At 35.0% G+C, this 25685-nt stretch carries 29 protein-coding genes; 4 read left to right on the forward strand and 25 right to left on the reverse strand.

The window, feature by feature from the left end; all coding sequences use genetic code 11:
• Window positions 1-26 precede the first annotated feature (26 nt).
• The 3 genes from lepA to gpr all read right to left on the reverse strand — a co-directional run bounded on the left by lepA (window position 27) and on the right by gpr (window position 4098).
• Entirely contained in the window at window positions 27-1859 is a 1833-nt protein-coding gene (gene lepA, locus H9636_RS16195) for a translation elongation factor 4 (RefSeq protein ID WP_191708611.1), read from the reverse strand.
• A gap of 298 nt (window positions 1860-2157) precedes the next feature.
• Window positions 2158-3021 carry a stage II sporulation protein P gene (spoIIP, locus tag H9636_RS16200; protein ID WP_191708612.1) on the reverse strand — a complete coding sequence of 288 codons (864 nt, stop codon included), beginning with the start codon at window positions 3019-3021 and terminating at the stop codon, window positions 2158-2160.
• Window positions 3022-3069: 48 nt separating this feature from the next.
• Complete coding sequence (gene gpr, locus H9636_RS16205; protein WP_191708613.1) at window positions 3070-4098, reverse strand: GPR endopeptidase; 1029 nt, start codon at window positions 4096-4098, stop codon at window positions 3070-3072.
• A gap of 165 nt (window positions 4099-4263) precedes the next feature.
• On the opposite strand from gpr, the gene rpsT reads away from it, so the two are divergent.
• Window positions 4264-4515, forward strand: a complete 252-nt coding sequence (gene rpsT / locus H9636_RS16210) for a 30S ribosomal protein S20 (RefSeq protein WP_191708614.1) — start codon at window positions 4264-4266, stop codon at window positions 4513-4515.
• A 110-nt stretch (window positions 4516-4625) separates the two neighbouring features.
• Here the strand turns inward: rpsT and H9636_RS16215 are convergent, their stop codons facing one another.
• The 3 genes from H9636_RS16215 to holA all read right to left on the reverse strand — a co-directional run bounded on the left by H9636_RS16215 (window position 4626) and on the right by holA (window position 7782).
• Window positions 4626-5957: a hypothetical protein gene (locus H9636_RS16215; protein ID WP_191708615.1), complete on the reverse strand. Its 1332-nt coding sequence runs from the start codon at window positions 5955-5957 to the stop codon at window positions 4626-4628.
• Window positions 5954-6643, reverse strand: a complete 690-nt coding sequence (locus H9636_RS16220) for a hypothetical protein (protein WP_191708616.1) — start codon at window positions 6641-6643, stop codon at window positions 5954-5956. Before H9636_RS16220 ends, H9636_RS16215 begins: the two co-directional genes overlap by 4 nt.
• Window positions 6644-6771: 128 nt before the next feature.
• Window positions 6772-7782, reverse strand: a complete 1011-nt coding sequence (gene holA, locus H9636_RS16225; protein WP_191708617.1) for a DNA polymerase III subunit delta — start codon at window positions 7780-7782, stop codon at window positions 6772-6774.
• Window positions 7783-7956: 174 nt separating this feature from the next.
• Here holA and H9636_RS16230 point away from each other — a divergent pair, with 174 nt between their 5' ends.
• Entirely contained in the window at window positions 7957-8121 is a 165-nt protein-coding gene (locus tag H9636_RS16230; RefSeq protein WP_122971368.1) for a YqzM family protein, read from the forward strand.
• Window positions 8122-8172: 51 nt separating this feature from the next.
• Here the strand turns inward: H9636_RS16230 and H9636_RS16235 are convergent, their stop codons facing one another.
• The 12 genes from H9636_RS16235 to H9636_RS16290 form a co-directional block, all read right to left on the reverse strand.
• Entirely contained in the window at window positions 8173-10458 is a 2286-nt protein-coding gene (locus H9636_RS16235; RefSeq protein WP_191708619.1) for a DNA internalization-related competence protein ComEC/Rec2, read from the reverse strand.
• Window positions 10442-11014 carry a ComE operon protein 2 gene (locus H9636_RS16240; protein WP_191708620.1) on the reverse strand — a complete coding sequence of 191 codons (573 nt, stop codon included), beginning with the start codon at window positions 11012-11014 and terminating at the stop codon, window positions 10442-10444. The genes H9636_RS16235 and H9636_RS16240 overlap by 17 nt, the downstream gene beginning before the upstream one ends.
• A 76-nt stretch (window positions 11015-11090) precedes the next feature.
• Window positions 11091-11774 carry a ComEA family DNA-binding protein gene (locus tag H9636_RS16245; RefSeq protein ID WP_318241039.1) on the reverse strand — a complete coding sequence of 228 codons (684 nt, stop codon included), beginning with the start codon at window positions 11772-11774 and terminating at the stop codon, window positions 11091-11093.
• 76 nt (window positions 11775-11850) lie between these two features.
• On the reverse strand, window positions 11851-12594 hold the full coding sequence (locus tag H9636_RS16250) for a class I SAM-dependent DNA methyltransferase (RefSeq protein WP_191708621.1): 744 nt from the start codon (window positions 12592-12594) through the stop codon (window positions 11851-11853).
• Entirely contained in the window at window positions 12594-12941 is a 348-nt protein-coding gene (gene rsfS, locus H9636_RS16255; protein ID WP_191708622.1) for a ribosome silencing factor, read from the reverse strand. Before rsfS ends, H9636_RS16250 begins: the two co-directional genes overlap by 1 nt.
• A gap of 29 nt (window positions 12942-12970) precedes the next feature.
• Window positions 12971-13534 carry a bis(5'-nucleosyl)-tetraphosphatase (symmetrical) YqeK gene (gene yqeK, locus H9636_RS16260; protein WP_191708623.1) on the reverse strand — a complete coding sequence of 188 codons (564 nt, stop codon included), beginning with the start codon at window positions 13532-13534 and terminating at the stop codon, window positions 12971-12973.
• On the reverse strand, window positions 13521-14093 hold the full coding sequence (locus tag H9636_RS16265) for a nicotinate-nucleotide adenylyltransferase (protein WP_191708624.1): 573 nt from the start codon (window positions 14091-14093) through the stop codon (window positions 13521-13523). Before H9636_RS16265 ends, yqeK begins: the two co-directional genes overlap by 14 nt.
• Before the next feature lie 12 nt (window positions 14094-14105).
• A complete protein-coding gene (gene yhbY / locus H9636_RS16270; protein WP_122971375.1) occupies window positions 14106-14411 on the reverse strand; it encodes a ribosome assembly RNA-binding protein YhbY in 306 nt (101 codons plus the stop codon).
• 16 nt (window positions 14412-14427) lie between these two features.
• Complete coding sequence (gene aroE / locus H9636_RS16275; protein ID WP_191708625.1) at window positions 14428-15261, reverse strand: shikimate dehydrogenase; 834 nt, start codon at window positions 15259-15261, stop codon at window positions 14428-14430.
• Window positions 15262-15286: 25 nt separating this feature from the next.
• On the reverse strand, window positions 15287-16390 hold the full coding sequence (gene yqeH, locus H9636_RS16280) for a ribosome biogenesis GTPase YqeH (RefSeq protein ID WP_191708626.1): 1104 nt from the start codon (window positions 16388-16390) through the stop codon (window positions 15287-15289).
• A complete protein-coding gene (locus tag H9636_RS16285) occupies window positions 16390-16908 on the reverse strand; it encodes a YqeG family HAD IIIA-type phosphatase (protein WP_191708627.1) in 519 nt (172 codons plus the stop codon). Before H9636_RS16285 ends, yqeH begins: the two co-directional genes overlap by 1 nt.
• 77 nt (window positions 16909-16985) lie before the next feature.
• Complete coding sequence (locus tag H9636_RS16290) at window positions 16986-17768, reverse strand: phosphatidylserine decarboxylase (protein ID WP_191708628.1); 783 nt, start codon at window positions 17766-17768, stop codon at window positions 16986-16988.
• A 113-nt stretch (window positions 17769-17881) separates the two neighbouring features.
• Between H9636_RS16290 and pssA the strand changes: the two genes are divergently transcribed.
• Window positions 17882-18421: a CDP-diacylglycerol--serine O-phosphatidyltransferase gene (gene pssA, locus H9636_RS16295; RefSeq protein WP_191708629.1), complete on the forward strand. Its 540-nt coding sequence runs from the start codon at window positions 17882-17884 to the stop codon at window positions 18419-18421.
• A gap of 122 nt (window positions 18422-18543) precedes the next feature.
• Window positions 18544-19287 carry an RNA polymerase sporulation sigma factor SigK gene (gene sigK / locus H9636_RS16300; RefSeq protein ID WP_191708631.1) on the forward strand — a complete coding sequence of 248 codons (744 nt, stop codon included), beginning with the start codon at window positions 18544-18546 and terminating at the stop codon, window positions 19285-19287.
• 253 nt (window positions 19288-19540) lie between these two features.
• Here the strand turns inward: sigK and mtnN are convergent, their stop codons facing one another.
• From mtnN to H9636_RS16335, 7 genes are all read right to left on the reverse strand, one after another.
• Window positions 19541-20233 carry a 5'-methylthioadenosine/S-adenosylhomocysteine nucleosidase gene (gene mtnN / locus H9636_RS16305; RefSeq protein WP_191708632.1) on the reverse strand — a complete coding sequence of 231 codons (693 nt, stop codon included), beginning with the start codon at window positions 20231-20233 and terminating at the stop codon, window positions 19541-19543.
• A 69-nt stretch (window positions 20234-20302) separates the two neighbouring features.
• Window positions 20303-21007, reverse strand: coding sequence for a YrrS family protein (locus tag H9636_RS16310; RefSeq protein WP_191708633.1), 705 nt, complete (start codon window positions 21005-21007; stop codon window positions 20303-20305).
• 200 nt (window positions 21008-21207) lie between these two features.
• Entirely contained in the window at window positions 21208-21693 is a 486-nt protein-coding gene (gene greA, locus H9636_RS16315) for a transcription elongation factor GreA (RefSeq protein WP_122971384.1), read from the reverse strand.
• 241 nt (window positions 21694-21934) lie between these two features.
• A complete protein-coding gene (udk, locus tag H9636_RS16320) occupies window positions 21935-22573 on the reverse strand; it encodes a uridine kinase (protein WP_191708635.1) in 639 nt (212 codons plus the stop codon).
• Window positions 22574-23839, reverse strand: a complete 1266-nt coding sequence (locus tag H9636_RS16325) for a peptidase U32 family protein (protein ID WP_191708653.1) — start codon at window positions 23837-23839, stop codon at window positions 22574-22576.
• Between the two features lie 31 nt (window positions 23840-23870).
• Window positions 23871-24803 carry a peptidase U32 family protein gene (locus H9636_RS16330; protein ID WP_191708637.1) on the reverse strand — a complete coding sequence of 311 codons (933 nt, stop codon included), beginning with the start codon at window positions 24801-24803 and terminating at the stop codon, window positions 23871-23873.
• 6 nt (window positions 24804-24809) lie between these two features.
• A complete protein-coding gene (locus H9636_RS16335; protein ID WP_191708638.1) occupies window positions 24810-25442 on the reverse strand; it encodes an O-methyltransferase in 633 nt (210 codons plus the stop codon).
• Between the last annotated feature and the right edge of the window lie 243 nt (window positions 25443-25685).

The raw sequence follows: 25685 nt of genomic DNA on the forward strand, positions 1-25685 counted from the left end.
TCGAAACCTTTAGAAACATTGATATATCACTTTTTATTATTGTCATCCATTTTCAATACAGCCATAAACGCTTCTTGAGGAACTTCTACAGAACCTACTTGTTTCATACGTTTTTTACCTTCTTTTTGTTTATCAAGAAGTTTACGTTTACGTGAAATATCCCCACCATAACATTTTGCAAGAACGTTTTTACGCATCGCTTTAATTGTAGAGCGGGCAATAATTTTTTGACCGATGGCAGCTTGTACAGGTACTTCAAATTGTTGACGTGGAATTAATTCTTTTAATTTTTCAACAATCACTTTCCCACGCTCATATGCAAAGTCACGGTGTACGATGAAACTTAACGCATCCACTTGTTCGCTATTTAGAAGAATATCCATTTTTACTAACTTCGAAGGTTTATATCCTATCAGTTCATAGTCGAAGGAAGCATAACCCTTTGTATTTGATTTTAAATAATCAAAGAAGTCATAAACAATTTCAGATAATGGAATTTCATATTGAATACTTACACGCGTTGTATCAAGATAATCCATCCCGATAAATGTTCCGCGCTTCATTTGGCATAATTCCATCACAGCCCCTACGTAATCATTTGGGACCATAATCGTTGCCTTAACATATGGTTCTTCCACGTGATCAATTTTTTGCGGATCTGGCATCATTGAAGGGTTGTCCACTTTGACAGAACTACCATCTGTTAAAGTAACATCATAAATAACAGAAGGAGCTGTTGTAATAAGATCAATGTTAAATTCCCGTTCCAGTCTTTCTTGGACAATTTCCATATGCAATAGCCCTAAGAAACCACAACGGAAACCAAAACCTAAAGCTTGGGAAGTTTCTGGTTCGAATTGTAATGCCGAGTCATTTAACTCTAATTTTTCAAGGGCCTCACGTAAATCATTGTATTTCGCAGTATCAATCGGATAAAGACCACAATACACCATAGGGTTTAATTTACGATAACCTGGTAGCGGTTCACTAGCGGGATTTGTTACAGAAGTAATCGTATCCCCTACTCTTGTATCTCCGACCGATTTAATCGAAGCTGTTAAATAACCTACATCACCAACTGTTAATTCTGCAACCGGCGTAATTTTCGGAGTATGTACACCTACCTCAACAACTTCAAATTCGGCTCCTGTTGCCATCATACGGATTTTATCTCCAGGTTTGACTGTTCCATTCACAATCCGAATAGAGGTCACTACGCCTTTGTAAGCATCATATAATGAGTCGAAAATTAAAGCTTGTAATGGTGCGTCTGGATCTCCTGTAGGTGCAGGAACTTTTTCAACGATTTGCTCTAACAGGTCATCGATCCCTATTCCAGCTTTCGCGGATGCCAATACTGCTTCAGAAGCATCAAGTCCGATTACATCCTCAACTTCTCCCCGTACGCGCTCAGGGTCTGCTGCAGGTAAGTCGATTTTATTAATGACCGGAAGTATTTCAAGATCATTATCTAAAGCTAAATAGACGTTTGCTAAAGTTTGCGCTTCAATACCTTGTGCAGCATCGACAACTAAAATTGCACCTTCACACGCAGCAAGACTGCGGGAAACTTCATAAGTGAAATCGACGTGTCCTGGCGTATCAATTAGATGGAAAGTATACGTTTCTCCATTCTTTGCTAAATATTTTAATTGGACCGCATTTAATTTAATCGTAATACCTCTTTCACGTTCTAAATCCATTGAATCCAATAGCTGGGCCTTCATTTCGCGGGCTGTTAATGCTTTTGTTTTTTCTAAAATTCGGTCCGCTAATGTAGATTTTCCGTGATCGATATGGGCAATGATTGAAAAATTTCGTATGTTTTCTTGTCGTTTTAAACGTTCTTCTCGATTCATGTCGTGTTCACTCCTAATCAAATACGCCTCCCGCGTATATTCTGCCATTGAATGCAGAATGGTCAAAGATTCATTTCGTACTGAGAAAGTACCTGTTACGAATCTTAGACAAACGCTGGAGGCTTTAACCTTTATCAGTATGGATCATACTGAAAGATTGGTAACCCGCTTGAGATTACCTATATTTACAATTCCTTCGAAAAAAGGCTAAACTAACTTGAATTATAGCAGTGACACAACAACTTTAGCAATCATGTAGTGAGAAAAAACGTAATTATCATTCTTCACCATTGTTAAACTAAACACTTTCATCTTGTTTTACAAAGGATTTCGCAATTGCTTGAGCAAGAACAGCAACAGTACGATAGACTTCATCTTCCGTATTATCAATTCCACCAATTTCAATTAATAAAAGATTTTCAGCTAAATCTTGATTGTATACTCCATCTACCCCTGAGCCGGACTTCTTAATTGTTCCTCTCGAAATATTTGGAACAATTTGATTCATCGTCTGACTTAAAGTATTAGCGTATGATAAATTTGTTTTGTAATTCGGATTTTCCGCACCGATTACAAAGGCAATCTTTGCATAGCCAACTTTATTATAGGTAATGGTCGATTTGTCATGGGCTGTTGCATCACGATGAATATCTAAAATAAGGTCATACTGCGATTTTTCAAGTTCCTTACTAATGTAAGGTCGTACCGTATCATAGGCGGAAGAAAATGCTGAACCATTTTTCTTCATGACAGACATCACATCTACATCAAGGGTTTTAGCATTTAAACCGTTTAATTTAAAATAATCTTCCATCACCTTTGACATAGAAAATAAATTACTTTTGTCATCATAAACGGCGACAGTACCTTTTTCATTTTCCACAAACGGCTTATAAGTTTCGTGAGAATGCGTAAACACAAACAATACATCATAAGGATCAACTGACAATGAGACATCTGTAGCGGTTACTTCTGTTGCTGTTACTCCTTCAGAACTTACTTCCGATGAGTTAACTTCCGTTGATGCATAGACTACTTTCTTTTCTTCAGCTAAAGAAGGATCGTATTTTTCGTTGTTGGGAAAAGGCAATAGTCCTGTAATAATTGGCAACATAAAAAAGAAGACTAGAAAAACTGATAGTACTTTTAATTTTTTTAACATGACATCCTCTCCTTCCACTACGATATGGAGGGAGAGGCCTTTTTAGAACTATTTGATTTTATGTTCCATCCAATTAAATAGACATTTACTAATTAAAATCGAGTATTTCGTTATCCAAACATCTACTTCTTTAGGGGTTACAATTAATCTTTCAGGATGTGAGGCGAATGCTTCCTCAAAAAGTTGTAATCGATCATTTGTTGACCAAGTTGACCATTCTCCAAAAATCGGTTTAATAAGGCTTAAATCGACTCGAGAATTAGATTCCGGTGTCCAAGATGTAACGGACAATTTTCCGGATGGTTTACCCCGTTCTTCAATTTTCGCTGCGATCGAACGAAATACACTATCGATAGCATCTGCTATAATTACTGTCGCATCGACGACTGTCGGTACACCTATGGCTGTAACAGGTACGCCCATTACTTCCTTGGATACTTCCGTACGCTGATTACCTACACCAGAACCAGGGTGAATTCCTGTGTTTGTAATTTGAATGGTTTTACATAAACGAGAGCTTCCTCTCGTTGCTAAGGCATCAATAACTAAAACTAAAGAAGGTTTTATTTTCTCCGTAAGCGCAAGGATGAAATCACTCGTTTCAAATCCGGTTTGCCCTGTAACGCCCGGTGCATACATGACAAAATGATCACTCGGATTTTCAGACTGTTCATTTTGCATCGCATCAATCGCAAAAGGTCCAACAGCATCAGGTGTAATCGTTTTGTTTCCTAAACCAATTACAAGAACTTTACTATCTTTCGTTAATTTTATATCTTTATGGATATCATCGAGATATTTTGTAAAAGCTTTTTCTAGTTGTTCAAACCCATTATTATCATCTACTGTCAAAGTCGGAACAGAGAGTGTAATATATTTCCCTTCTTTTTTTCCGATTTGTTCTTCCCCATTTTTATCTACTAAAACTTTTGTTACTTTTACACGACCTTCATTAAACTCATCTATCGAAACACCGCTAGAATCAGCTATTTTTTCCTTTTGGTTTTTCGTCTGATGTTCAACTACTTCTTGGGATTCATCGATTAAGTCCGTTCTACTCCAATTTACTTCTATCATTTTTATCACCTCATTTTCTATGTTGGACAAACTGTCAAGTAAATATTCTTTGCATTTATCTATTGCAATTATACTCGTCGTTTGGTAGAATGATTTTTGTTGTATTGACAAATGAAAACAGTGAGAAGATGACTCATCTCGTACCTTATTTAGGAGGTGAAAGATATGCCAAACATTAAATCTGCGATTAAACGAGTTAAAACAGCTGAAAAAGCAAACGTTGCTAACTCTCAAGCAAAATCTGCAATGCGTACTACAATTAAAAAAGCTGAATTAGCATTAACAAACAATGCTGAAAACGCTCAAGAATTATTAGTAGCTGCTAACAAAGCTCTTGATAAAGCTGCTTCTAAAGGTCTTATCCATAAAAACGCTGCAGCTCGTAAAAAATCACGTTTAGCTAAAAAAGCTAACTAATTGATGAATTATTAAGAGGTTTTCCAAATTCCTTTCTTTTTAGGATGTGAGGAAAACCTCTTTTCATTGCGCAAAAAAACTATCCAAAAGACCCATCTCTTGGATAGTTTTTAATATAAGAATAGATATTTGAAGTAATCTTCCCAAGTGAACGTCTTTAGTAGCTCTTTATCCGGCCATTCAGATGGGAAAGGGAAAAAGGAATTACTAAATAATTTTCTTTTCTTATCATTTAAAATAATCGTACCGTCTTCAATGGAACTTGTAAAAACTACCGTTTCATGATCAATAAACTCTAAATGAATAGATACTTGATTGATTTTCCCATCTTCCCCTATGATATAAACAGATTGTCCCATACTCAAATTTGAATCTTCCAACACATTGTTCATATGAATCCACTCTTGTTTCACTCTATGGGCATTTAGTGCTTCGTGTATGATAATTTTAGCCTTTGTCATACTCGCAAATGGCTTATTAATAATTTGTTCGTCTAAATCAATCCGTAGCTCATAGGCTGTTGGTTGTGGAAGCTTTACGACCTTTTCCATTTCTTTATACCAAGTAGTTTCTACCGCAGGGATACTTTGTTTTTCCAATACAGTACCTAACAACTCTTCCCCTTTTTTTGTATTACCCATTACGCTATTTTCATCCATCTCTTGCTGTCCTTCTACATCTTTACTAACAAGCAATGGGTCCAATTCTACATATTGATTTTCATTAATCTTGCGCCATTCATTTTCTGATAAATAGGTTAATAGATTTTTATCGTTAGGATATAATACAAACGTAACAGAGCCATTTTCTTCAATAACATCACCTATAATGCCATCAACAGGACTGGCTAAAACATTAGACACAGTTAATTCAGTCATTTGTTCGTCAATGATATCGATATTTCTTTGAACTTCAGCAATACGGCTTTCCACAATAGCAATTGCTTCGATAGGAGATTCTTGCAAAATCTGAGTTTCAATTGTGAACGTCAACTCATCATTGATTTCTTCAGTATCAAAGGTCGAAGTTGGATCATCTGAAAACTGCTCAACTTCTAATTCAGCCACAATCTCTTCTAAAGCCATTAGCTCCTTCTCGTATGCCATTCTTTCTGCTTCCATTTTTTTCTTTTCCTTAGCAGCTTCTTCTGTTTTATAAGCGGCAATTTCTTCATCCATCAAAATCTTTTGACCTGGTTGGACGGAAATTTGGGATAAAGCTTCGGCATCTGCTGTAATATGAATTTCTTCCTTCGGAACAATCATTGCCTCTTTTTCGATATATGCTCTTTCCGTTTTAGAAACCGCACGTTCATATTCAGAAATGTAATAGGAACGACTGATATGACTATCTTCGCTAAATACGAGTCGAATATTCAGAATGATAAAGGACAAAAAAAGACCACCTACGATTAACCACCAAATTTTCACCTTCTGCATCATAGACCTACCACCTTCAAAAGATAATCTTTAAGAGGTATTACACTAATTGCTGCAGTGAGAAGGGCAAAGAAGAGTTGAACAATGATAATTTTCGTTAATAATATTCCTTTACTCTCCTCTTCCCATTTAGAAAAAAATACATATTGAATGACAATCGTTACAATAGTAGCAACGGTTATTTGATTTAAAAAATAGATGACAAAAGAATCATCAACTAAATAAGATGTTAAAGGACCAAAGGATAAAAAGGATAAAGGTGTCGTATATCCGACCATGAGAAACACAAAAAATAGAATTACTTTCTCTATTAAAATACTAGTAATAACGAATAATTGAATCTTTGAAATAGATCGAAAAGGTAAGTCTGTTAATACGTATAAGCAAAAGGAAATGATATAGTAATGGAAAAGGAAAAATAACATTCCCTCTATCGCTGCTCCCAATATAGACAAATAACGACTTACCACATATTCCTCATGCAAATTTGAAGTAGAAAAATAAGTTAATCCATCTGTCCCCATACCCCAAAAATCTCTTATTATGTAAAACCCTATATAGACGAAAAATAATACAAAAAATTTCATACGATACCCTTTGATTTGATAACCTTGGTCTTGGTTATCTAATGCAAAGGCGAATTTACTAGGATTGAATAGTGAATGCCAAAATCTAAATTGATAGTCCATGTCTATTCCTTTCAATATAACGTTTATATTTTTTGGTTAAATTGAAACTTCATAGATTAAATATAACAGATATTGTAAATGGAGTTAAATGGATAATCAATTATAAACTGGAAAATGCTCCTTATGGTTTATAAAGCTCTTAATAAAAACATTTCTAAATACCTCTCTCGGTTTCCACTAACAGATTTCAATTTCAAATCAATTTCGGATAATTTATTTAGTGCCTTTAATAACCTTTCATCACTTGGGCGATCTCGATTTTCCAACATTAGTTTTACCCGATAAGGATGAATTTTTAATTGCTTCGAGATTTGATTTGGATGGTATCCTTTTTTCTGTAAATAATAAACGTTATTCATTGTTCGAATATTGGACGCAAGGAGCCCAACAAGTTTAATTGGTTCCTCCTTCTGTCGTAGTAAATCATGGTAAATATGAAGAGCTTCTGCACTATTATGGGATAAATAGGCATTTAACATTTTAAAAGCATCATGTTCCAACGTTTTCGCAACAAGTTCTTCTACTAGATGAGCGGATATTTGGTGATCCTCCCCTAAATATAAGGATATTTTTTCAATTTCAATTTGTAGTTGAAGCATATTTGCTCCGACCATTTCAATTAATTTATCGACCGCATCATCTGTAATATTTTTTTCAAACACTTTTACTTCATTTCGAATCCAGACTGCTAAATCATTTTCTTTAGGTGTTTCCGCATGAAGCATAACACTTTTTTCTTTCATGACCTTAGTTATTTTCTTTCGTTCGTCCAACTTTTCATATGGTGCAATAAATACTGTGACACAAAAATCAGATGGATGGGCTAACCAATTCTCCAACCGTTTTATATCATGTTCTATTTTTTCTTTCCCTTTTTCCGCCGCTTTTAAAAAAGATGCATTTTTTGCAATCACTAATTTTCTTTCTGAAAAAAACGGGAAAGTATCTGCTTCATCAATGACTAAATCAACAGGCGATTCTTCCAAATCAAATGTGATGATCTCCGCTTCTTCATTTTTATTTAAAGATTGTTTCAATCTCTTAACCGTTTCATCAACGAAATAGGTTTCTTCTCCAAAAATACAATAAATAGGAGCGATTTGCCCATTTTGCATTTCTTTCCAAACTTTCGTAAACATATTGAAATCCTCCTAATACTTTACCTATTATTAAGTATACACGTTTTTTATTTTCTAGCATCTATGTATAAAATGTGGCAATCAATGAAAGGTTATTAAAGAGAAAAGGTTTTATTCGATATAGATTTTTGTATTATCTTCACTTATAATTGAGTTTGAGTAGGAGGGATAGGTATGTCATCACATGATGAGAACGTTGTAACACACAATCCTTTTGAAGGCAAAAACGGCGCTTCTATGCGAAATCAAGCTATTGATGCTGGCGTTGGATTTGGTGTTTCTTTCGTATTCTTTGCACTTATGTTTATTATTGCAACAATTATTGATGTAGCAGCATAATCGCTGAAAGAAAAAAGGGAGATCTCGATTTGAGATTTCCCTTTTTTCTTATTAATCAAGGGTAGTGGCAATTTCCATTTTGGAATCAAATATAGTAAGCTCAATTGTTCCAACTTCACTTGTCGTTAATGTGGTTAAATTATAAGTTTCAAACCTATTTATTACTTCTTCGTGGGGATGGCCATAGCGATTATTTTTTCCCGCGCTAAAGATTGTTAAGCTCGGCTGTAATTGTTCAACAAATTCTTCACTACTGGATGTTTTACTACCGTGGTGTCCTGCTTTTAAAACATCGATTTTTGGTAGACCCGGATAATCCTTTAATAGCATCTGTTCACCTTCTTTCTCCAAATCACCCGTAAATAAAGCATCAAATTGATTCATGGAGACATGTAGAACGAGTGAATCATTGTTTCCTTCGTATTTTGTTTCTTTCGGCCATAAATAAGTAAAGGTTATATCACCTACTTTCCAAGAGCGATTTGCAATTTGTTCTTTAATTGGTATCTTTCTTTTCTTCGCTTCCTTTAATAAGTCTTTCATTGCCTCTTCTTTGTATGAACTAGGAGAAATATGTATTTCCTTTAGTTCAATTTCTTGTAATACCTCTTCTGCTCCTTCCACATGATCGCTATCGGCATGGGTTAAAATTAATTTATCAATTTTAGTAATTCCTTTACCCTTTAAATAAGGAACAACAATATCCCTTCCGATTTCATAGGATCGATCATTTTCTTTCCACTTTTCTTGTTCAAAACGTAACAGACCGCCTGTATCTATCATATAAACTTCTTTTCTATAAGGTAATTCCATTAAGATACAATCCCCTTGTCCAACATTGATAAAGGAGATTTTTAATTCTTCGGATAGCTTCCCACTAAAATGAATCATGAGTGCAGGTATTAATAAAACGCTTAAGATGATGTACCAATTCTTTTGGCAATCCAATAAATAAAACACTAATAACACACTAAAATAAGCGAATAAAATGAGGAATATTGTTGGTTTACCTGGATTCCACATTTGATGTGGAATCCACTGTAAAAAATCAATAATCATTGTAAGGAACTGTCGAATCGGCTCATAACAGCTAAATAAAAAGGATGAAACTGAGGTTGGAATGTAGGATAGAAGGAGCAATACAATATTAATCGGTAAAATAATAAAGGAAAATAAAGGTACAAAGAAAATATTCACAAGAAAGGATGATAAACTCATTTCATAAAAATGAAAAAGCAATAGAGGATAAACAAGTAATTGGCAAACAAAAGTAATAAAAAAGGATTGAATTACCCATGAGGAATATCGTTGTATCAATGGCCCTGAATAAATTAAACTTGCCGTAGCTAAATAGGATAGTTGGAAACCTATTTGATAAATCGACCAAGGCTCTAATAAAACAAAAAGGATAAAACTGATGGCTAGTGCATCGTCTGCTGCTATTTTGTCTTTAATTCGACTTGCCATCATTATTTCAACAATAATAATGGCACGCCAAACAGATGGAGCACCACCTGCTAGCACCCCATAGACCGGTAATACAATCATTAATACAATTGTCGCAAGCTCTCTTCTTATCCTTAAACGCAATAAACCTTGAAAGAAAATGAAGGATACAATCGCAATATGGAGGCCAGAAATAGCAAACAGATGGGTAATACCGAGTTTTTGATAGGCTCTTGTAGTCTCTTCATCGACATTTTCCTGTAACCCAATTAATAGAGCCTGCGCTTCCCCAACTAAAGTGTGCGGAAAAGTGCCTTCTATATGATTCTTTAAATGGAAACGTTGTAAACTAATTTTTCGTACGATGGAATCTTTTATACCTAAACATTCCATTTCTGAGATTTCGATTATCCCAATAGCTCCCTTACTTTTTAAATATTTTTTCATATCAAACGCATAAAGATGATTTGGTTTTGAAGGTTCAACTAGCGTACCTATCACCATAAATTGCATCCCGACTAAAGGGGTTTGTTGCAAATTCATTTTCTCTAATTCCGATTTTATTTCATACTTCACGTAAACGTTTCTTCCTTCGTCATTCTCCATAAAACCACGCAACATATTCCCTTTAATCGTATATTCATCTGTCCATGTTAAAACTTCGGGAAGATTAATAGGTTCATGTAATTGTTTGATTGCATAACTAAAGTAAAAATAAGATGCAATCCCTACAATGAAAACCCCAACTATATGCCCTTTCCTAATTTTCTTATAAGATAAAAAAACATAAAATAGAATTAAAATAAATAAAAGCCTTATCGATTCAAAAGCTGCAAGGGAAGCAACGAGAACCGATAAGGCATAGAAAATCCATTTATGCTTGAACAACATCAAATAATTCTTTCACCTTCTCTTCAAAAGGTTTTATTTCCTCTCCAGAAGCACCTAAATCTCTCATTTTATGTAGCATATCAACTGCTAATTGTAATTTACTTTTTTGTAAAAAATCTATTTTCGCTTCATCGAAAGGAATGTGTACGACATTGACATTTGCTTTCTCAAATAATTCTAAAGCATATTGATTATTTTTATAATCCTTCGCGTAATATACATTTTTAATACCCGCTTGAATAATCGTTTTCGAGCACGGTAAACAAGGAAAATGGGTGACATAAATATCTGCACCGTTCGATGACGTTCCATATTTTGCACATTGTAACAATGCATTTGTTTCGGCATGGATTGTCCTAACACAGTGGTTGTCTACTACGTAACACCCTTTTTCAATACAATGTTCATCTCCTGAAATCGAGCCATTATAACCGCCTGCAATAATTCGTTTTTCTCTTACAATCGTAGCTCCTACCGCTAATCTACTACAAGTACTTCTAAGGGCTAACAAATGACTTTGTGCCATAAAAAATTGATCCCAAGTAATTCGCTCCATATGATTACCTCCAAACTATCTTCCTTTAGTTTAGATGTTCATACTCGTTTATGCAATGTCGTCAATGGTGAAATGTTTATTTTACATCTATTAAATCCATTAATTTTTCAAATGTTTTATCTCCAATACCGGAAACATTTTTTAATTCATCAATGGATTGGAAGGGACCATTTTCTTCTCGATAACTAATAATCGCTTGGGCCTTAGACGGTCCTATCCCTGGCAGGGTCGTTAATGTAGCTTCATCAGCACTATTAATATTAACTTTATCAGTTGTGTTCCCACTATTTTGTGGGACACTAGTTGCTGTGCCGCTTGAGAAACTATTTTCTATAACTTCTCCTATTTTGGGAACATATATGACCATTTCATCTTGAAGCTTTTGTGCGTGATTAATTGCCTTTGTTTCCGCCTCTTCTGTATAACCACCAGCGGTATCGATTGCATCGATGACTCGATCTTCCGATGTTAATTTATACACACCAGGATACTTTACAGCACCTTTTACATCTACGAATATCGGTTCTGTTTTTGGTTCTGCTTCAGCTACTTGTTTTTCCTTTGCCTTTCCTCCTGTTTGCTGTTGCTCTTTCTGATTTAATTGTTCAATTTGATCTTGTGAAATCGTTGAAATCGTATAGGATTCTTTCGAAGAATCTTCTTGTTGAAGGAATAAATAAAGGAGAATGATACCGACAATACCGGGGAACAGTATTGTCCTTCCATATTTTTTTATTACTTTCTGGAATATAAAAAACACCTCTTCTCCAGAAGGTAATCATATGGAGTATATTATTAATATACATAAATTACCTTCTGTTGAAAAGATGTTTTCTTTATTTCATTGCACGTATAAAAATTCGTTCACTTTCCTCTGAAGGACTTTGTTGTGACCAATCAGCGGTAACTGCAACTTCGGAAAAGCCGACTTCTTTTAACCATTTAACATACATTTCCCATGGATAAGTTCGTTGGAAATGTTCTTCGTCGAAGCGCTCATATAAACCACTGTTCTCATCTTTCACGAAAAACGTCATTTGATGATAAATAGAATGCTCGAACTCACCTTGTTCGGTATACCAAAGATATGTGATCTCTCCGTTATCAAACGTAAAAGGACTTTCCATAAAAATAAAATCCATTTTATAGAGGGAGTGAACATCAAAAAATAATTGTCCACCCACTCGAAGCTGTGAATAAATTCGTTTAAACGTTTCTAAACAAGCATCTTGCTCCACTAAATAATTGATTGAATCAATCGGAATCGTTACGATATCTAGCTCTGAAAAACCGTCTAGTTCATCCATTGACATCGCATATAATGGGATTTCAACCCCTTCCGAATCGAAACGCTCTTGGGCTACCGATAACATATCTTCTGACAAATCAATGCCACTAACCTGATACCCTGCTTGATAAAACAGTAAGGAAAGTGTCCCCGTTCCACAAGCAACATCCAACAATTTTGGATATTCATTACTTGGAGCATAGGTTTGTATCCATTGAACATATTGATCATAAGGGATGTCTTCCATTAGCTGGTTATATACGGATGCAAAACGTCTATAACTGTTTGTCATCACTCAGCAGCCGGCATATCTAATTGAGGAGCATCTCCCCATAATCGTTCTAAATTATAAAATGCTCGTTCATCTTTATGGAAAATATGCACTACAACATCCCCAAGGTCTACTAAAATCCAACGGGCAGAGTCAAACCCTTCCACACGTTTAATTTCATAACCGTTTTCTTGGGCTTTTTCTTGAACTTCTCGTGCAATCGCTTGTGCTTGTCGGTCTGAATTACCATTACAAATTAAAAAGTAATCTGCTAACAAAGAAATATTTTGCATATTTAATACAACAATATCCTCTGCTCTTTTATCATCTAAAGCTTTATATACAATTTGTAATAAAGATTCTGTCATTCTCCACTTTTCCTCTCTTTTAAAACGCTTTATGCGTTTTTTGAAATTACATCATTATAGCACTCTATTGAAACTGGAAAAATTGCTTGTTCGGTATGAACTAAAAATGAAATCGTATGGCAAATACATGCTTTCATTGCTTCATCCAAGTCAACATTCGCAATTTTCCTTAATTCATCAACTTGATTAAATTTCCGATTTGGTTCAATCATATCTGCTATATAGATAATTTTTTCTAATTTAGACATGTTTGCCCTACCCGTTGTATGGAAACGAATAGCATTTAAAATATTTTCGTTTGTAATATTAAATTCAGTTTGGGCAATCCATGCTCCAACTGGCCCGTGTAAAATTTCTGAACCCCAGCCTATTAACCGAGCATCAAGACCATTTTCTTTAACTACTTGATTCATCCATTCTTCATCCGCATATTTGGCAATATCATGTAAGATCGCAGCTACTTCAGCTGATTTCACATCTTCACCGTACTGTTCCGCTAATGAAATAGCTGTTTCCATTACACCTATAGTATGAATATATCTTTTTTCAGGCATACGCGTTTTAATTGCTAATAAATAATCATTGCGATCCATACAGACCTTCCTTTCGAATATAAGCTTCAACGTTATCAGGTAGTAAAAATTTCAATGTACCACCTGTCTTAATACGCTTTCTTATTAACGTTGAAGATAAATCCAATTCGGGCGCCTCCACCATTTTTACATCATATGTAGAAGACGATAGGGTGCCAGGACGTTTCAATCCAACAAATTGAATCAATTTCACCAATTCGTCAATTTTATACCATGTATGTAGTGAATCAATCATATCACCACCGATGATAAAATAAAATTGCACATCCGGCTCCCTCTTACATAATTCAACCATTGTATGATACGTATAAGAGACACCACCAAGCTCAAACTCAATCTTTTCAACCTTGAAATGATTATATGGCTCGATGGCAAGCTCTACCATACGGAGACGATTCTCCATCGATGCATCATCGATAAATTGTTTATGGGGGGCAATCGCATTGGGCATAAAGCGGACTTCATCAAGTTGGAGTGCATCAAAGGCTTCGTTTGCCATAATTAAGTGTCCAATATGAGGAGGATTAAAGGTTCCTCCTAAAATGCCAACTTTTTTCATAGGCATCGCACCTTACTTTTTACTCTCTTTTGGTAACACAATTTTTTTATTGTTACGAGATTCTTTATATAAAACAACCGTTAAACCGATTAACTGTACAAGTTCAGCACCAGTTCCCGTTGCTAAGCTTTCTGCCACTTCATTTTTTTCATCTTCACAATTATCTAATATACGTACTTTAATCAATTCACGCGCCTCTAATGCATCGCGTAATTGACGAAGCATTTGGTCGTTGACGCCACCTTTTCCTACTTGGAAAATCGGTGTTAAATGATGTGCTTCTGCTCGTAAAAATCTTTTCTGTTTGCCTGTAAGCATAAAATAAAATTTCCTCCTAAATTAACTGTTCATTTTGTAATTCTTCAGTTAATCTTTTTATCATTAAATTTGTATTTGGATATTGTCCTAACCAATATTGAAAAGCGATTGCTCCTTGATGGACAAACATGCCAAGACCATTTATAATCGTTGCCTTTTTCTTTTCTGCCTCCAATAAAAATGGTGTCATTAAAGGATTATACACAATATCCGCTACAATTGCTCCCTCTTGTAATTTTTCAAGAGATAATGGCAATTTAAATTCCGTATTGGCTAAGCCGGCAGAAGTACATTGAATAAGGATACTAAACTGGTCCAAGCATTTTTCCGCTTCTTCTATAGAAAGTGCCCGTCCTTCCCCTAATTCATTCACTATTTTTTCTGCTTTTGAAACCGTTCGATTCGTTACCGTTATATTGTGATACCCATATTGTTGTAATGCAAAGGCAATACCGCGAGCTGCCCCACCTGAACCTATGATGAGAATTTCACTTTCTTTTTGTTGTCCTATTGCTTCTTCAAGAGAATGAACAAAACCCGCACCATCCGTATTGTATCCTTTTAATTTTCCATCTTGGACGACGACCGTGTTAACAGCAGCCATTTTTTCAGCCAATGGATCGAGTTCATCTAAATAGGGAATAATCGTTTGTTTATGAGGAATCGTTATATTCCATCCACTTACACCTAACGTTTTCAAAGACGCGACCGCTTTTTCTAACTCATCATTTTTCACATGAATCGGTATATAAGCTGCGTCTATATTCATCTCTTCAAACCAAGCATTGTGCATATTTGGCGATTTGGAATGAGCAATGGGATCCCCAATAACAGCAAACCATTTCTTCATTTCATCAACCTCCCCATCTTTTAAATTAGATTAACGATGGTCGAATAAATACTTCCACACCTTTTGGAGCATGTGCTGCAACTACTACGTTCGGGTGTTGCACTGTAATCCAACCAAGGCCCGAAATGACCACATCGGTTTTCCCTTCTTTTATAGCAAATTCATGACGAACTAATTCAGGTAATTGTTCAATATATTTTTCTGAAGGTGGTGAAAGGAGTTCCCCTTTATGTTCCGCATATAAAGTGTCCGCCTTCTCTAACTTAGTGCGATGAATTGGTAGGTCATTTGCTGCATAGATTGTAAAAGCAGAGCGATTACCCTTTATGAAATCGAATCGAGCAAGGGCCCCAATAAATAAAGTTTGACCTTCATTTTGTTGATATACTTTCGGTTTTATTTCTTTTTTCGGCATTATATATTTCAATTCACTGGAATCAATATGATGCGCCATTTGATGATGGTTAATGATACCCGGCGTATCATAGAGAGCTGAACCATCATCTAATGGAATTTCAATCATATCTAACGTTGTACCAGGGAAATGAGAAGTAGTAATTATATTCCCTTCTCCAGTTGCTTGTTTAATAATACGGTTAATAAAAGTTGATTTCCCTACATTTGTACAACCTACAACGAACACATCTTGACCTTTTCTTAGCGTTTCAATCGCATCTACTACTTCTGCCATACCGAACCCTTTATGGGCGCTGACAAGCATTACATCAATTGGTTGTAATCCTAATGCTTTCGCTTCTCGTTTTAACCAATTGATAACTTTTTTTGGTTTTACAGATTTAGGTAATAAATCGGCTTTATTCGCTACTAGTAAAACTGGATTATTTCCGACAAAGCGGTGTAACCCAGGTAACCAACTTCCGTTAAAATCAAATATATCAACAATTTTCACAATTAATCCTTGCTGTTCTCCTAGGCCGTTTAAAATACGTAAAAAGTCATCATCAGTTAAACTCACTGGTTGAATTTCATTGTAGTTTTTTAAACGGAAACAACGTTGGCAAATTACCGTTTCTTTTTCTAACGAAGAAGAAGGTGCATACCCTACCTCTTTCGGATTTTCTGTTTGAATAATTGCTCCACAGCCAATACAGTTTGGCATTTCACTCATTACTGTTCCTCCCAAGTTTTAATTCCTTTGCGTTTTAATGTATTAAACACTCGTCTTTCAACGAAACGATTAAAACGCGTAACAAAGCCATCCGATTCAGCAACCGGACGGACTAAAAAAGTATATAATTTTAAACGGTTAGCACCCATAATATCCGTTAATAATTGATCGCCAACCATCGCCACTTCACTACTTTTTAAGCGAATTTGTTTCATGGCAGCAAAATAGGCAGCTCCTAATGGTTTTCGAGCCCGAAAAATAAAAGGAATACCTAGCGGTTCAGCAAAACGTTTTACCCGTTCTTCATTGTTATTAGAGGCAATAATAATACGAATTCCAGCATCCTGCATCATTTTCATCCAAGCCGCAATTTCTTCCGTTGCATCTGGTCGATCCCATTCAATTAAAGTATTATCCAAATCTGTAATAATCCCTTTAATGTTGAGCGCTTCTAATTTTTCTGGTGTAATTTCAAATACACTTGTTACAAACTCTTTTGGTAATAAAAAATTATACAAAGCCTTAACTCCTTCATATTGTCTATAAGTATTGGATTAATTTACCTCTATTTATAAAGGTTCTCTTTATTAGACGATTATAGCATAGTTGCAATTGGTTCACCCATTTTCACTGCATGTCCTTTTTGTACATTATTCGTAAAGTCAACAACATTTTCTTCAAATAACATAACCACAGTTGAACCAAAACCAAAATAACCGATTTCTTCTCCCTTTTTCCAAGAAGTGGAGACATTCGTTAAAGTAATAGAGTTAACGAACATTGCGCCAACTTTCACAAGGGTGAAATATTTATTATTTTGAATTTGAATTTCGTTAATCATACGATAATTATGGCTTATTGGCTTTTTGCCATATGTTAACCCTAATTGATTGACTGGATACGATTTATTTCCTAGAAAGTATTGTCGTATGACTGTTCCATCCAGTGGACTATGAATTCGGTGATAATTCGCTGGACTTAAATAAAAAACGATATATTTTCCATTTTTATATTTTTCAACCATCTGTTCTTTCCCTAGTAAATCAAATAATGTATAAGGTTTGCCTTTCACACTAAAAACAGCACCTTCTTCTATTTGACCAAAGGATTCAATTTTTGCATCTACTGGACTAATAAACGTTTTTGCATGCCGATTTATAGGTCTAGCATCTTCTTTTAACTGTCTAGTAAAAAAATCTTGTAAACTTTCAAAACTATGTAGATCTCTTGAAACCTCAGAGACATCAATATCGTATACTTTACTATACTCACGAATAAACTTTTTACTAAATGAAGACGTAGCAAGTTTTTTTAACATAAGGGAGCTGTATTTTCCATTGGTAAGTTCAATCATGTATTGATATATTTTTTCTTTCATATAAACCCCCTATAAATAAATTCTTAATATTTGAGAAATAATGTAAGACTTACAATTTGTACTGTTTCGAAGTATAATATAGAAATATAATTAGCGCAAAGGAGTGTTTCCCCATGTTTCTTCTTCATATGGTGGATTCCACGATTAAAAAAATTAAATCGCACGCTGCTAATCTAATTACTTTATGTAATTTGTCATTTGGTGGTGCTTCCATAATGGCAACATTAAATGAGTCATATAGTTATAGCGTATTATTTATATTTATTGCTGCTTTCCTTGACCGATATGACGGTAAGGTAGCTCGGAAATTTAATCAAGAATCGGAACTCGGTAAACAATTAGACTCAATGGGTGACATTATTTCATTCGGTGTCGCTCCAGCACTTTTAATGTATGAATGCGTTTTAAGTGATTTTGGAACATTAGGGATGATTATTACGATTTTCTATATAGCTTGTGGTGCGTTCCGTCTAGCCCGGTTTAACATAACAGAATCCAACTGTTATTTTGTTGGGTTACCCATAACGGCTGCAGGTACATTTCTTACTTTTTCCTATTTCCTAATGCCAATCGTAAACCCACCCTTTTACTTATTTGTCTATCCGATACTTTCCATTTTGATGGTAAGTACCTTTTCATTAAAAAAATTATAATGAAACTCGATGCATCAAATCCAATTGATTGCATCGTTTTTTTATGTTTAACTTCCCTATCTCTTTCATTTTCTCGAAAAGTTTATCATATAATGTCGAAAAAGGCAGAAAGGATGACGTGATTGAGTGGAATTTTTGCATCACTAATGCAGCTTTGGCTAGACATTCCGTCATTTCTTGGATATTTAAAAGGGCAGGCTTTTCATCGACCTTTTACAAAAGAAGAAGAAGCGAAATGTATTGAACGCTTCATGGCAGGTGATGAACAAGCACGCCTTGATTTAATTGAAAGAAATATGAGACTTGTCGCCCATGTCGTCAAGAAATTCCATCCACAGCACGAACAACTAGACGATTATATATCCATCGGCACAATCGGTTTGATGAAAGCTGTGAGCAGTTATACGCCTGATAAAAAAACACGTCTAGCCACATATGCTGCCCGTTGTATTGAAAATGAAATTTTAATGCATTTAAGAGCCCAAAAGAAAGTTCAAAAAGACGTTTCACTGTTTGAACCTATTGGCGTAGATAAAGAAGGACAATCATTACAAATACGAGATCTATTACAACTAGATGAACAACCAGCTATTGATAAAATTGAACAAAAAGAAAGTTTTGAACAACTTTATTCCTACTTAAATACCCTCGAACCTCGAGAATTAGAAATCATTGTTTATCGTTATGGTTTAAATAATAATGATCCGTTAACTCAAAAAGAAATTGCAAAAAAGTTAAAAATCTCCAGAAGTTATGTTTCTCGTATTGAAAAAAGAGCCCTTGTTAAGCTTTACCAACAATTTAAACATAATCAAGCTGAAAAGGAAAATCGAAAAGCTGAAAATGATCCAACCCATTTAAATTAAATTTCCTTTGAACTTTAGTTGAAAGGAGGTTCATAAAAAAAGCTCATTAATGGTTTATAAACCTTAATGAGCTTTCTTCATTAATGATGTACATGTGAATCTTTCGCACCGAAATAAATTAGAATACCTAAAATAGCCGTGATTACCACAGAACCACCCATAAGATATAACATTGGTTACCCTCCCATTACATTCATATTTCTATATTACTTTGTCTATTTCTTAAGCGTCAAGTACGTTTATGACCGTTGGACTACAATTTATCAATTGTTTTTAATACTATTTCTGTTGAATGTTTCGCAGCAACAGGTAAAAATTCATCAAAACTAATATTTGATTCCTTCCCTGCTATATCTGATAATGCTCTAATGACTACAAATGGTGTTTGAAATTGATAACAAACTTGGGCAACAGCTGCAGCTTCCATTTCCACTGCTTTCATTTGTGGAAAGTATGTTCTTACCTTTTCAACCCGCTCAGGATCATTCATAAAGGAATCTCCCGAACAAATTAGACCTACTGCAAATTGATGTTCTCCAATCTCTGTCACTGCCTCTTCAGCCATTCTCATTAACCGCTCATCGGATTTAAAAGCTGCAGGCAATTGAGGTACTTGACCCATTTCATAATTAAAGATCGTTACATCCACATCATGATGGCGAACTTCATCTGAAATAACAATCGCACCAACTTCTAAAGATGGGTCATATCCACCAGCAGAACCAGTGTTAATGACTACATCCGGTTTAAACTCATATAGTAAGGCAGTCGTTGACATTGCTGCATTTACTTTTCCAATGCCACTCTTTAATAAAACCACTTCTTTACCATTATATGTACCTGTTGTATATTCGCTGTTTGCAATAGTTGTCGTTTCCGTATTTGCAAGTGCATTTCTTAATAATTCTACTTCTTCTTCCATTGCACCAATGACGGCAATCTTCATTACGATATCCCTCCAATAATTGACACTTATACTAAGATAAAGAATAAGTGGCGATACGTCAACGATTAATTAATAGGTACCTTCTAATTTCTTCAACTTCTCTACTTTTACTGGTTTCCAACCTTCATTTTGAACCCATTCAATGTAAACTCGATACTTTTCTGTTTTTTCATTGTTTGAAACGACTGCAACAGAACTATCAGTACTACCATTATTTTTTACAGACCAATAAATGATATTATTTTCATCTAATTGAACAGCATTTTGAATTGTTTTTAATTTTTCCTCGTAATCAATATGTCCTTTTTCATAAGCAGAAACATGTTCTCCTGTCTGCTTAGTTGGTGTTACATCCCAACTTGGATTTGTAATCACCTGCTCAACCATTGGATCGTTAGAACTTTGTACGACCATTTTCGATTCATCTGTTCCTTTTTCGTCTTCCATTTTACCAGAGTCAGAGTCCGTTTCCTCAGGATTATCAATGGATCCGGAAGCTTCCTCATCTTCCGTTGATTCCTCAGAAGAGTTGTTATCTGTTTTGTTAGTATCTTCATTCTCTTTCATATTATCGCTACTATCATTATTTTCTTCTTGAGCTACCTCAGAACTTGCTTCTTTTTCTGGATCATCATTTAGAACGATTACTAAATTTAAAATAATGAGTATTGAAACAACAGCAATTAATATATTTAAGAGGCGGTCCATTTTGCTCTTTGTCTGTTTACGCCGCTTATTTGAGCGTGTTAAAGATTCTTGTCCCTTTTTAGACATATAATTGAATCCTCCTTTACACCATTACTTTTATTGTATCAATATTCAAGTTGAAAGCCATTAAATACCCCTTTATTTAATATTCTTGTTAGAAATTTAAACGAAATGAAAAAGTCGACAAATCAGGAAAATTCGTCGACTTTTTTATGTTTTCCAAATTCGATGGCTATGTATGATAAGCCAGTTGAAAGATGGTAGAACTATTTTGCTGTTTTAATGGAAACGATGCGTACTTCCATATCTCCACCAGGTGTAGTTAATTTCACGATATCATCTACTTTATGGCCAAGTAACGCTCTCGCTATCGGTGAGTCATTTGAAATTCTACCTTCAAATGGATCTGCTTCCGCTGAACCAACGATTGTATACTCTTCTTCATCACCATCAGGAAGCTCAACAAAAGTAATTGTTTTTCCTAAAGTAACGATATCACTTTCGCCCTCAGATTCCTCTATAATTAATGCATTTCGTAACATTGATTCGATTGCTGAAATGCGTCCTTCTACAAATCCTTGTTCTTCTTTCGCTGAATCATATTCAGAGTTCTCTGATAAGTCTCCGAAGCTTCGAGCAATTTTAATACGCTCTACTACTTCTTTACGTTTAACTGTTATTAAATATTCTAATTCTTCTTCTAATTTTTGTTTACCCGCTAATGTCATTGGATATTGTTTTTCATTTGACAAGACATTTCACTCCTTAAATACTAACAATATTTTACTTGAAACAATACTATACACCTTATAAATGAAAATGCAATCGTTTTCTTTTTTAAAGTGTAATAATAAAACCCGGTTAATAATTAAGCATATGAGATAAAAGTAACCAATAGAAGTACTTTTGTCCACTTAACTAATAACCGAATTTATTAGTAATATTATAAATTTTTCTTCAAGTTCTATATAATTCCAATACTAACTCATCATATTACACAATCGACATAGTTTCAAGAATTGTTTTAATTTTTGTGACCATTAAGTCGATAGCTACTTCATTCTCCCCACCTTCAGGGATAATTACGTCAGCATAGCGTTTAGTCGGTTCGATGAATAGATTATGCATTGGACGAACAGCAGTTAAATATTGATCGATGACAGAATCAATCGTTCTTCCTCGTTCTTTAATATCTCGCTCAATACGACGAATTATACGTAAATCTGAATCTGTATCAACAAACAATTTAATATCCATTAAATCACGTAAACGTTTATCTTCCAAAACTAAAATACCTTCTAGAATAATAACGTCCTTCGGATCTACATGAATCACTTCCTCCGCACGAGTATGATTCACATAATCATATACTGGTTTATCAATTGCTTTTCTTTGTAACAAACGATTCAAATGCTCTAGCAATAAATCATTATCGAAAGCTAGAGGATGATCATAATTCGTTTTCAAACGTTCTTCAAAAGTTAAATGACTTTGGTTTTTATAGTAATAATCTTGCTCTATAACTACAACAGAGTGTTCTCTGAATACATCATAAATGGCATGTGTCACACTAGTTTTCCCTGAACATGAACCACCCGCAATCCCTATTACTAAAGGGCGCATTTTGGACATTTATTTATTCTCCTTTCGCATCATGTTATATTGGAACAATGGGCGATCCACTTTGAATTTTACAATTTGTAACGGATGGTTGGCTACTTCAATCTCGTTATCTTTTTCATCCCAAATTTGTCCTACTTCCATTTTAAATGATTCAATATCAGGTCCGAAAAATTCAACTGTATCTCCTTGTTTGAAGTAATTTCGTTGCTGTAAAGTGACGATTTGAGTTTCTTGATTATAATCTAGAACGAGTCCAGCGAAATCCCATTTCAATTTCGTCGCATGAGTTCCAAACATTTGTTGTTCAAAACTTGGTTCTCCTTCAAAGAAACTCGAAGCAGTGGCACGGTTCGCACAACGATCCAACTCTTCTAACCACTCTTTTTTAATTTTAAAGTTTTCTGGATCCGCACAATAGGCGTCAATCACTTTACGATAAACAGAAATAACAGTGGCAATGTAGTGAATCGATTTCATACGTCCTTCCACTTTTAACGAATCAATGCCAAGTTCAATCATATGAGGGATTGATTCAATTAATTTTAAGTCCTTCGGACTCATAGCAAATGGGGCATCCCCTTCGTTAAACAACGCTTTTTCTTCCCCATCTACTGCTTCATATAAATCATAATCCCAACGACATGATTGGCAGCACCCACCTCGATTTGAGTCACGGGCTGTCATATGATTAGATAGCACACAGCGACCAGAATAAGCAATACACATTGCGCCATGCACGAAAGCTTCAATTTCAATATCCACTTCTTCTTTCATTTTGCGCATTTCTTCCGCCCCAACTTCGCGGGCTAACACAACACGATGGAGTCCTTCTTGCTTCCAATATTTTACTGCTTTCCAATTGGATAAAGATTGCTGTGTTGATAAGTGAATTTCTAATTTAGGTGCTACACGACGACACGTTTCAATAATTAAAGGATCCGCTACAATAATCCCTCTTACACCCGCATCTTCAATGTCTTGCAAATACTCTTCTAGGCCAACCATATTTTCATTATGGGCAAAAATATTTGTCGTTACATACACGACAGCGCCATATTTTTTTGCAAATTCTACACCTTCACGCATTTCTTCGATTGTAAAGTTGTTTGCATTGGAACGTAAACCGAATTCTTGACCACCAATAAAGACAGCATCAGCTCCGTAATGAACGGCTACTTTTAATTTTTCTAAGCTGCCTGCTGGTGCTAATAGTTCAGGTTTTTTTGTAATAACACGTTTACCATTAACCGTCTCACGAATTTTTTCGTTTTCTATTAATTGTAACAAGGCCAATGCCGCTCCTTCCTTAATACACTGTTTCTTTAAAGATAAATCCTGTATCTAATGGACGTAATTTTGGTTGAATCTTTTCAATTTGTTCTAATAATTCATTTTTCAAGTCATCATAAGCATCTTCACCTTGATCGAAGTAGGCATCGATTGCTTGTCGATAGCAATTTGTTACAGTCACGATATACTCTTCAGTTTGGAGTACACCATCAAATTTCAATGAATCAATTCCCGCTTCAAATAGCTCTGTTAATTCATCAATTAGACACATATCGTTTGGTGAGAAAATGTGTGTTCCATTTAGATCTTCGTAAATCGGATATTTATTTTTACGTTCTTTATCATGAAGGAACATATTTTTATTTTCTTTCCGATTTTCAATTTCCATCACTTCTCCGCGATATAAGAAATAGTTCCCTAGTAGCGAGCGTTTTGATTGGAACATACATGTCATTCCATGAACTTGTACTTCTATTTCTGGTTTTGCATGTTCTTTTATTTCTAACACTTCGTCTAAAGAGAGTTCGCGGGCTAACACAGCACGTTTTGCCCCACGTTCTCCCCAATAGTTCGCTTGGAACCAGTTCGTTGCAATCGTTTCAGGATTCCAATGAAGCGGTATCGTAATCCCTAACTCACGTACTGATACGACTACGGCAGGGTCACCAAATATTAATGCGTCTACACCTATTCTTTGCATTTCTTTTAAATACTCATCTAAAGCTTGTAGACGGTCATTGTGGAAAAGTGCATTTACTGCAACATACACTTTTTTACCAGCCTCATGAATTAGCTTTGTCGCTTCTTCTACTTGGCTCACTGTAAATTCACCTGCTAAACGCAGACCAAATTGTTGTTCACCAATGACAAATGCGTCTGCGCCTGCTTTTATTAACTCTTCAATATGTGGTATCGATTTTGGCGTAACTAATAATTCAGGTTTTTTCATTACTCGTCACCTCTTCAAACAAATTAATAAGCCATCACCGACAGGGAAAAATGTACTATCATAATTAGGATTTTGCATAATCCAGTCAGTGAAATTTTTCAAATTACGAATCATCGTTCTTTTACGCCGCGGTACTTCTTTAATATCTAAATCCGATAGCCCATGCATGTACATATTATCGATATACAGAATACCTCCCGATGGAACTAGGGGCGCGTATTTTTCAAAGAAACGAATATTTTGGCCTTTTGCGGCATCAATAAAAACAGCATCAAAAGTAGATTGAAGCCTTTCAACATCCACTTCTAACGCATCACCTTCGATTACCGTAATTCGATTTGATACTTCTGAACGCGCAATAAAATTTTTTGCAAGATTGGCTCGTTCGGAATCCCTTTCAATCGTCACAATACTACAATTCGGTAAAGTTTCTGCCATCCTCAATGCAGAATAACCAATTGCAGTCCCTATCTCCAATATGCTAGAAGGATTTTGGATTCGAAGGAGTTGGTTTAAGACATCAATGGCGGGTAATTGCATTATAGGTACATGATGTTCCTTTGCATATCTTTCCATCTCCATTAATAGCTCATTGCGTGGTTGAATAAAGGATTCTATATAAGCATCAGAAAATTCCATTATGTGAACCCCTTTTAATAAGAAAAATAAAATTGTTTAAAAAGAAAAAACCAAACATTAAATTTGGCTTAAGACTTACTATACGTTAAAACAAAAAACTCTATCGTTATAAAACGAAGTAACCGTTTCTACGTTGCAAATCTCTACCTTCAATGAATACAAAAAATCAAAAACTATAATATCACGAAAACAGAAGGAAAGCGAATAATCTTTATTGTTGAATATAGAAAAAGGTACATTTCT

Origin of the sequence: Ureibacillus galli, from assembly GCF_014836845.1 — a bacterium.
Taxonomy (GTDB): Bacteria; Bacillota; Bacilli; order Bacillales_A; family Planococcaceae; genus Ureibacillus; species Ureibacillus galli.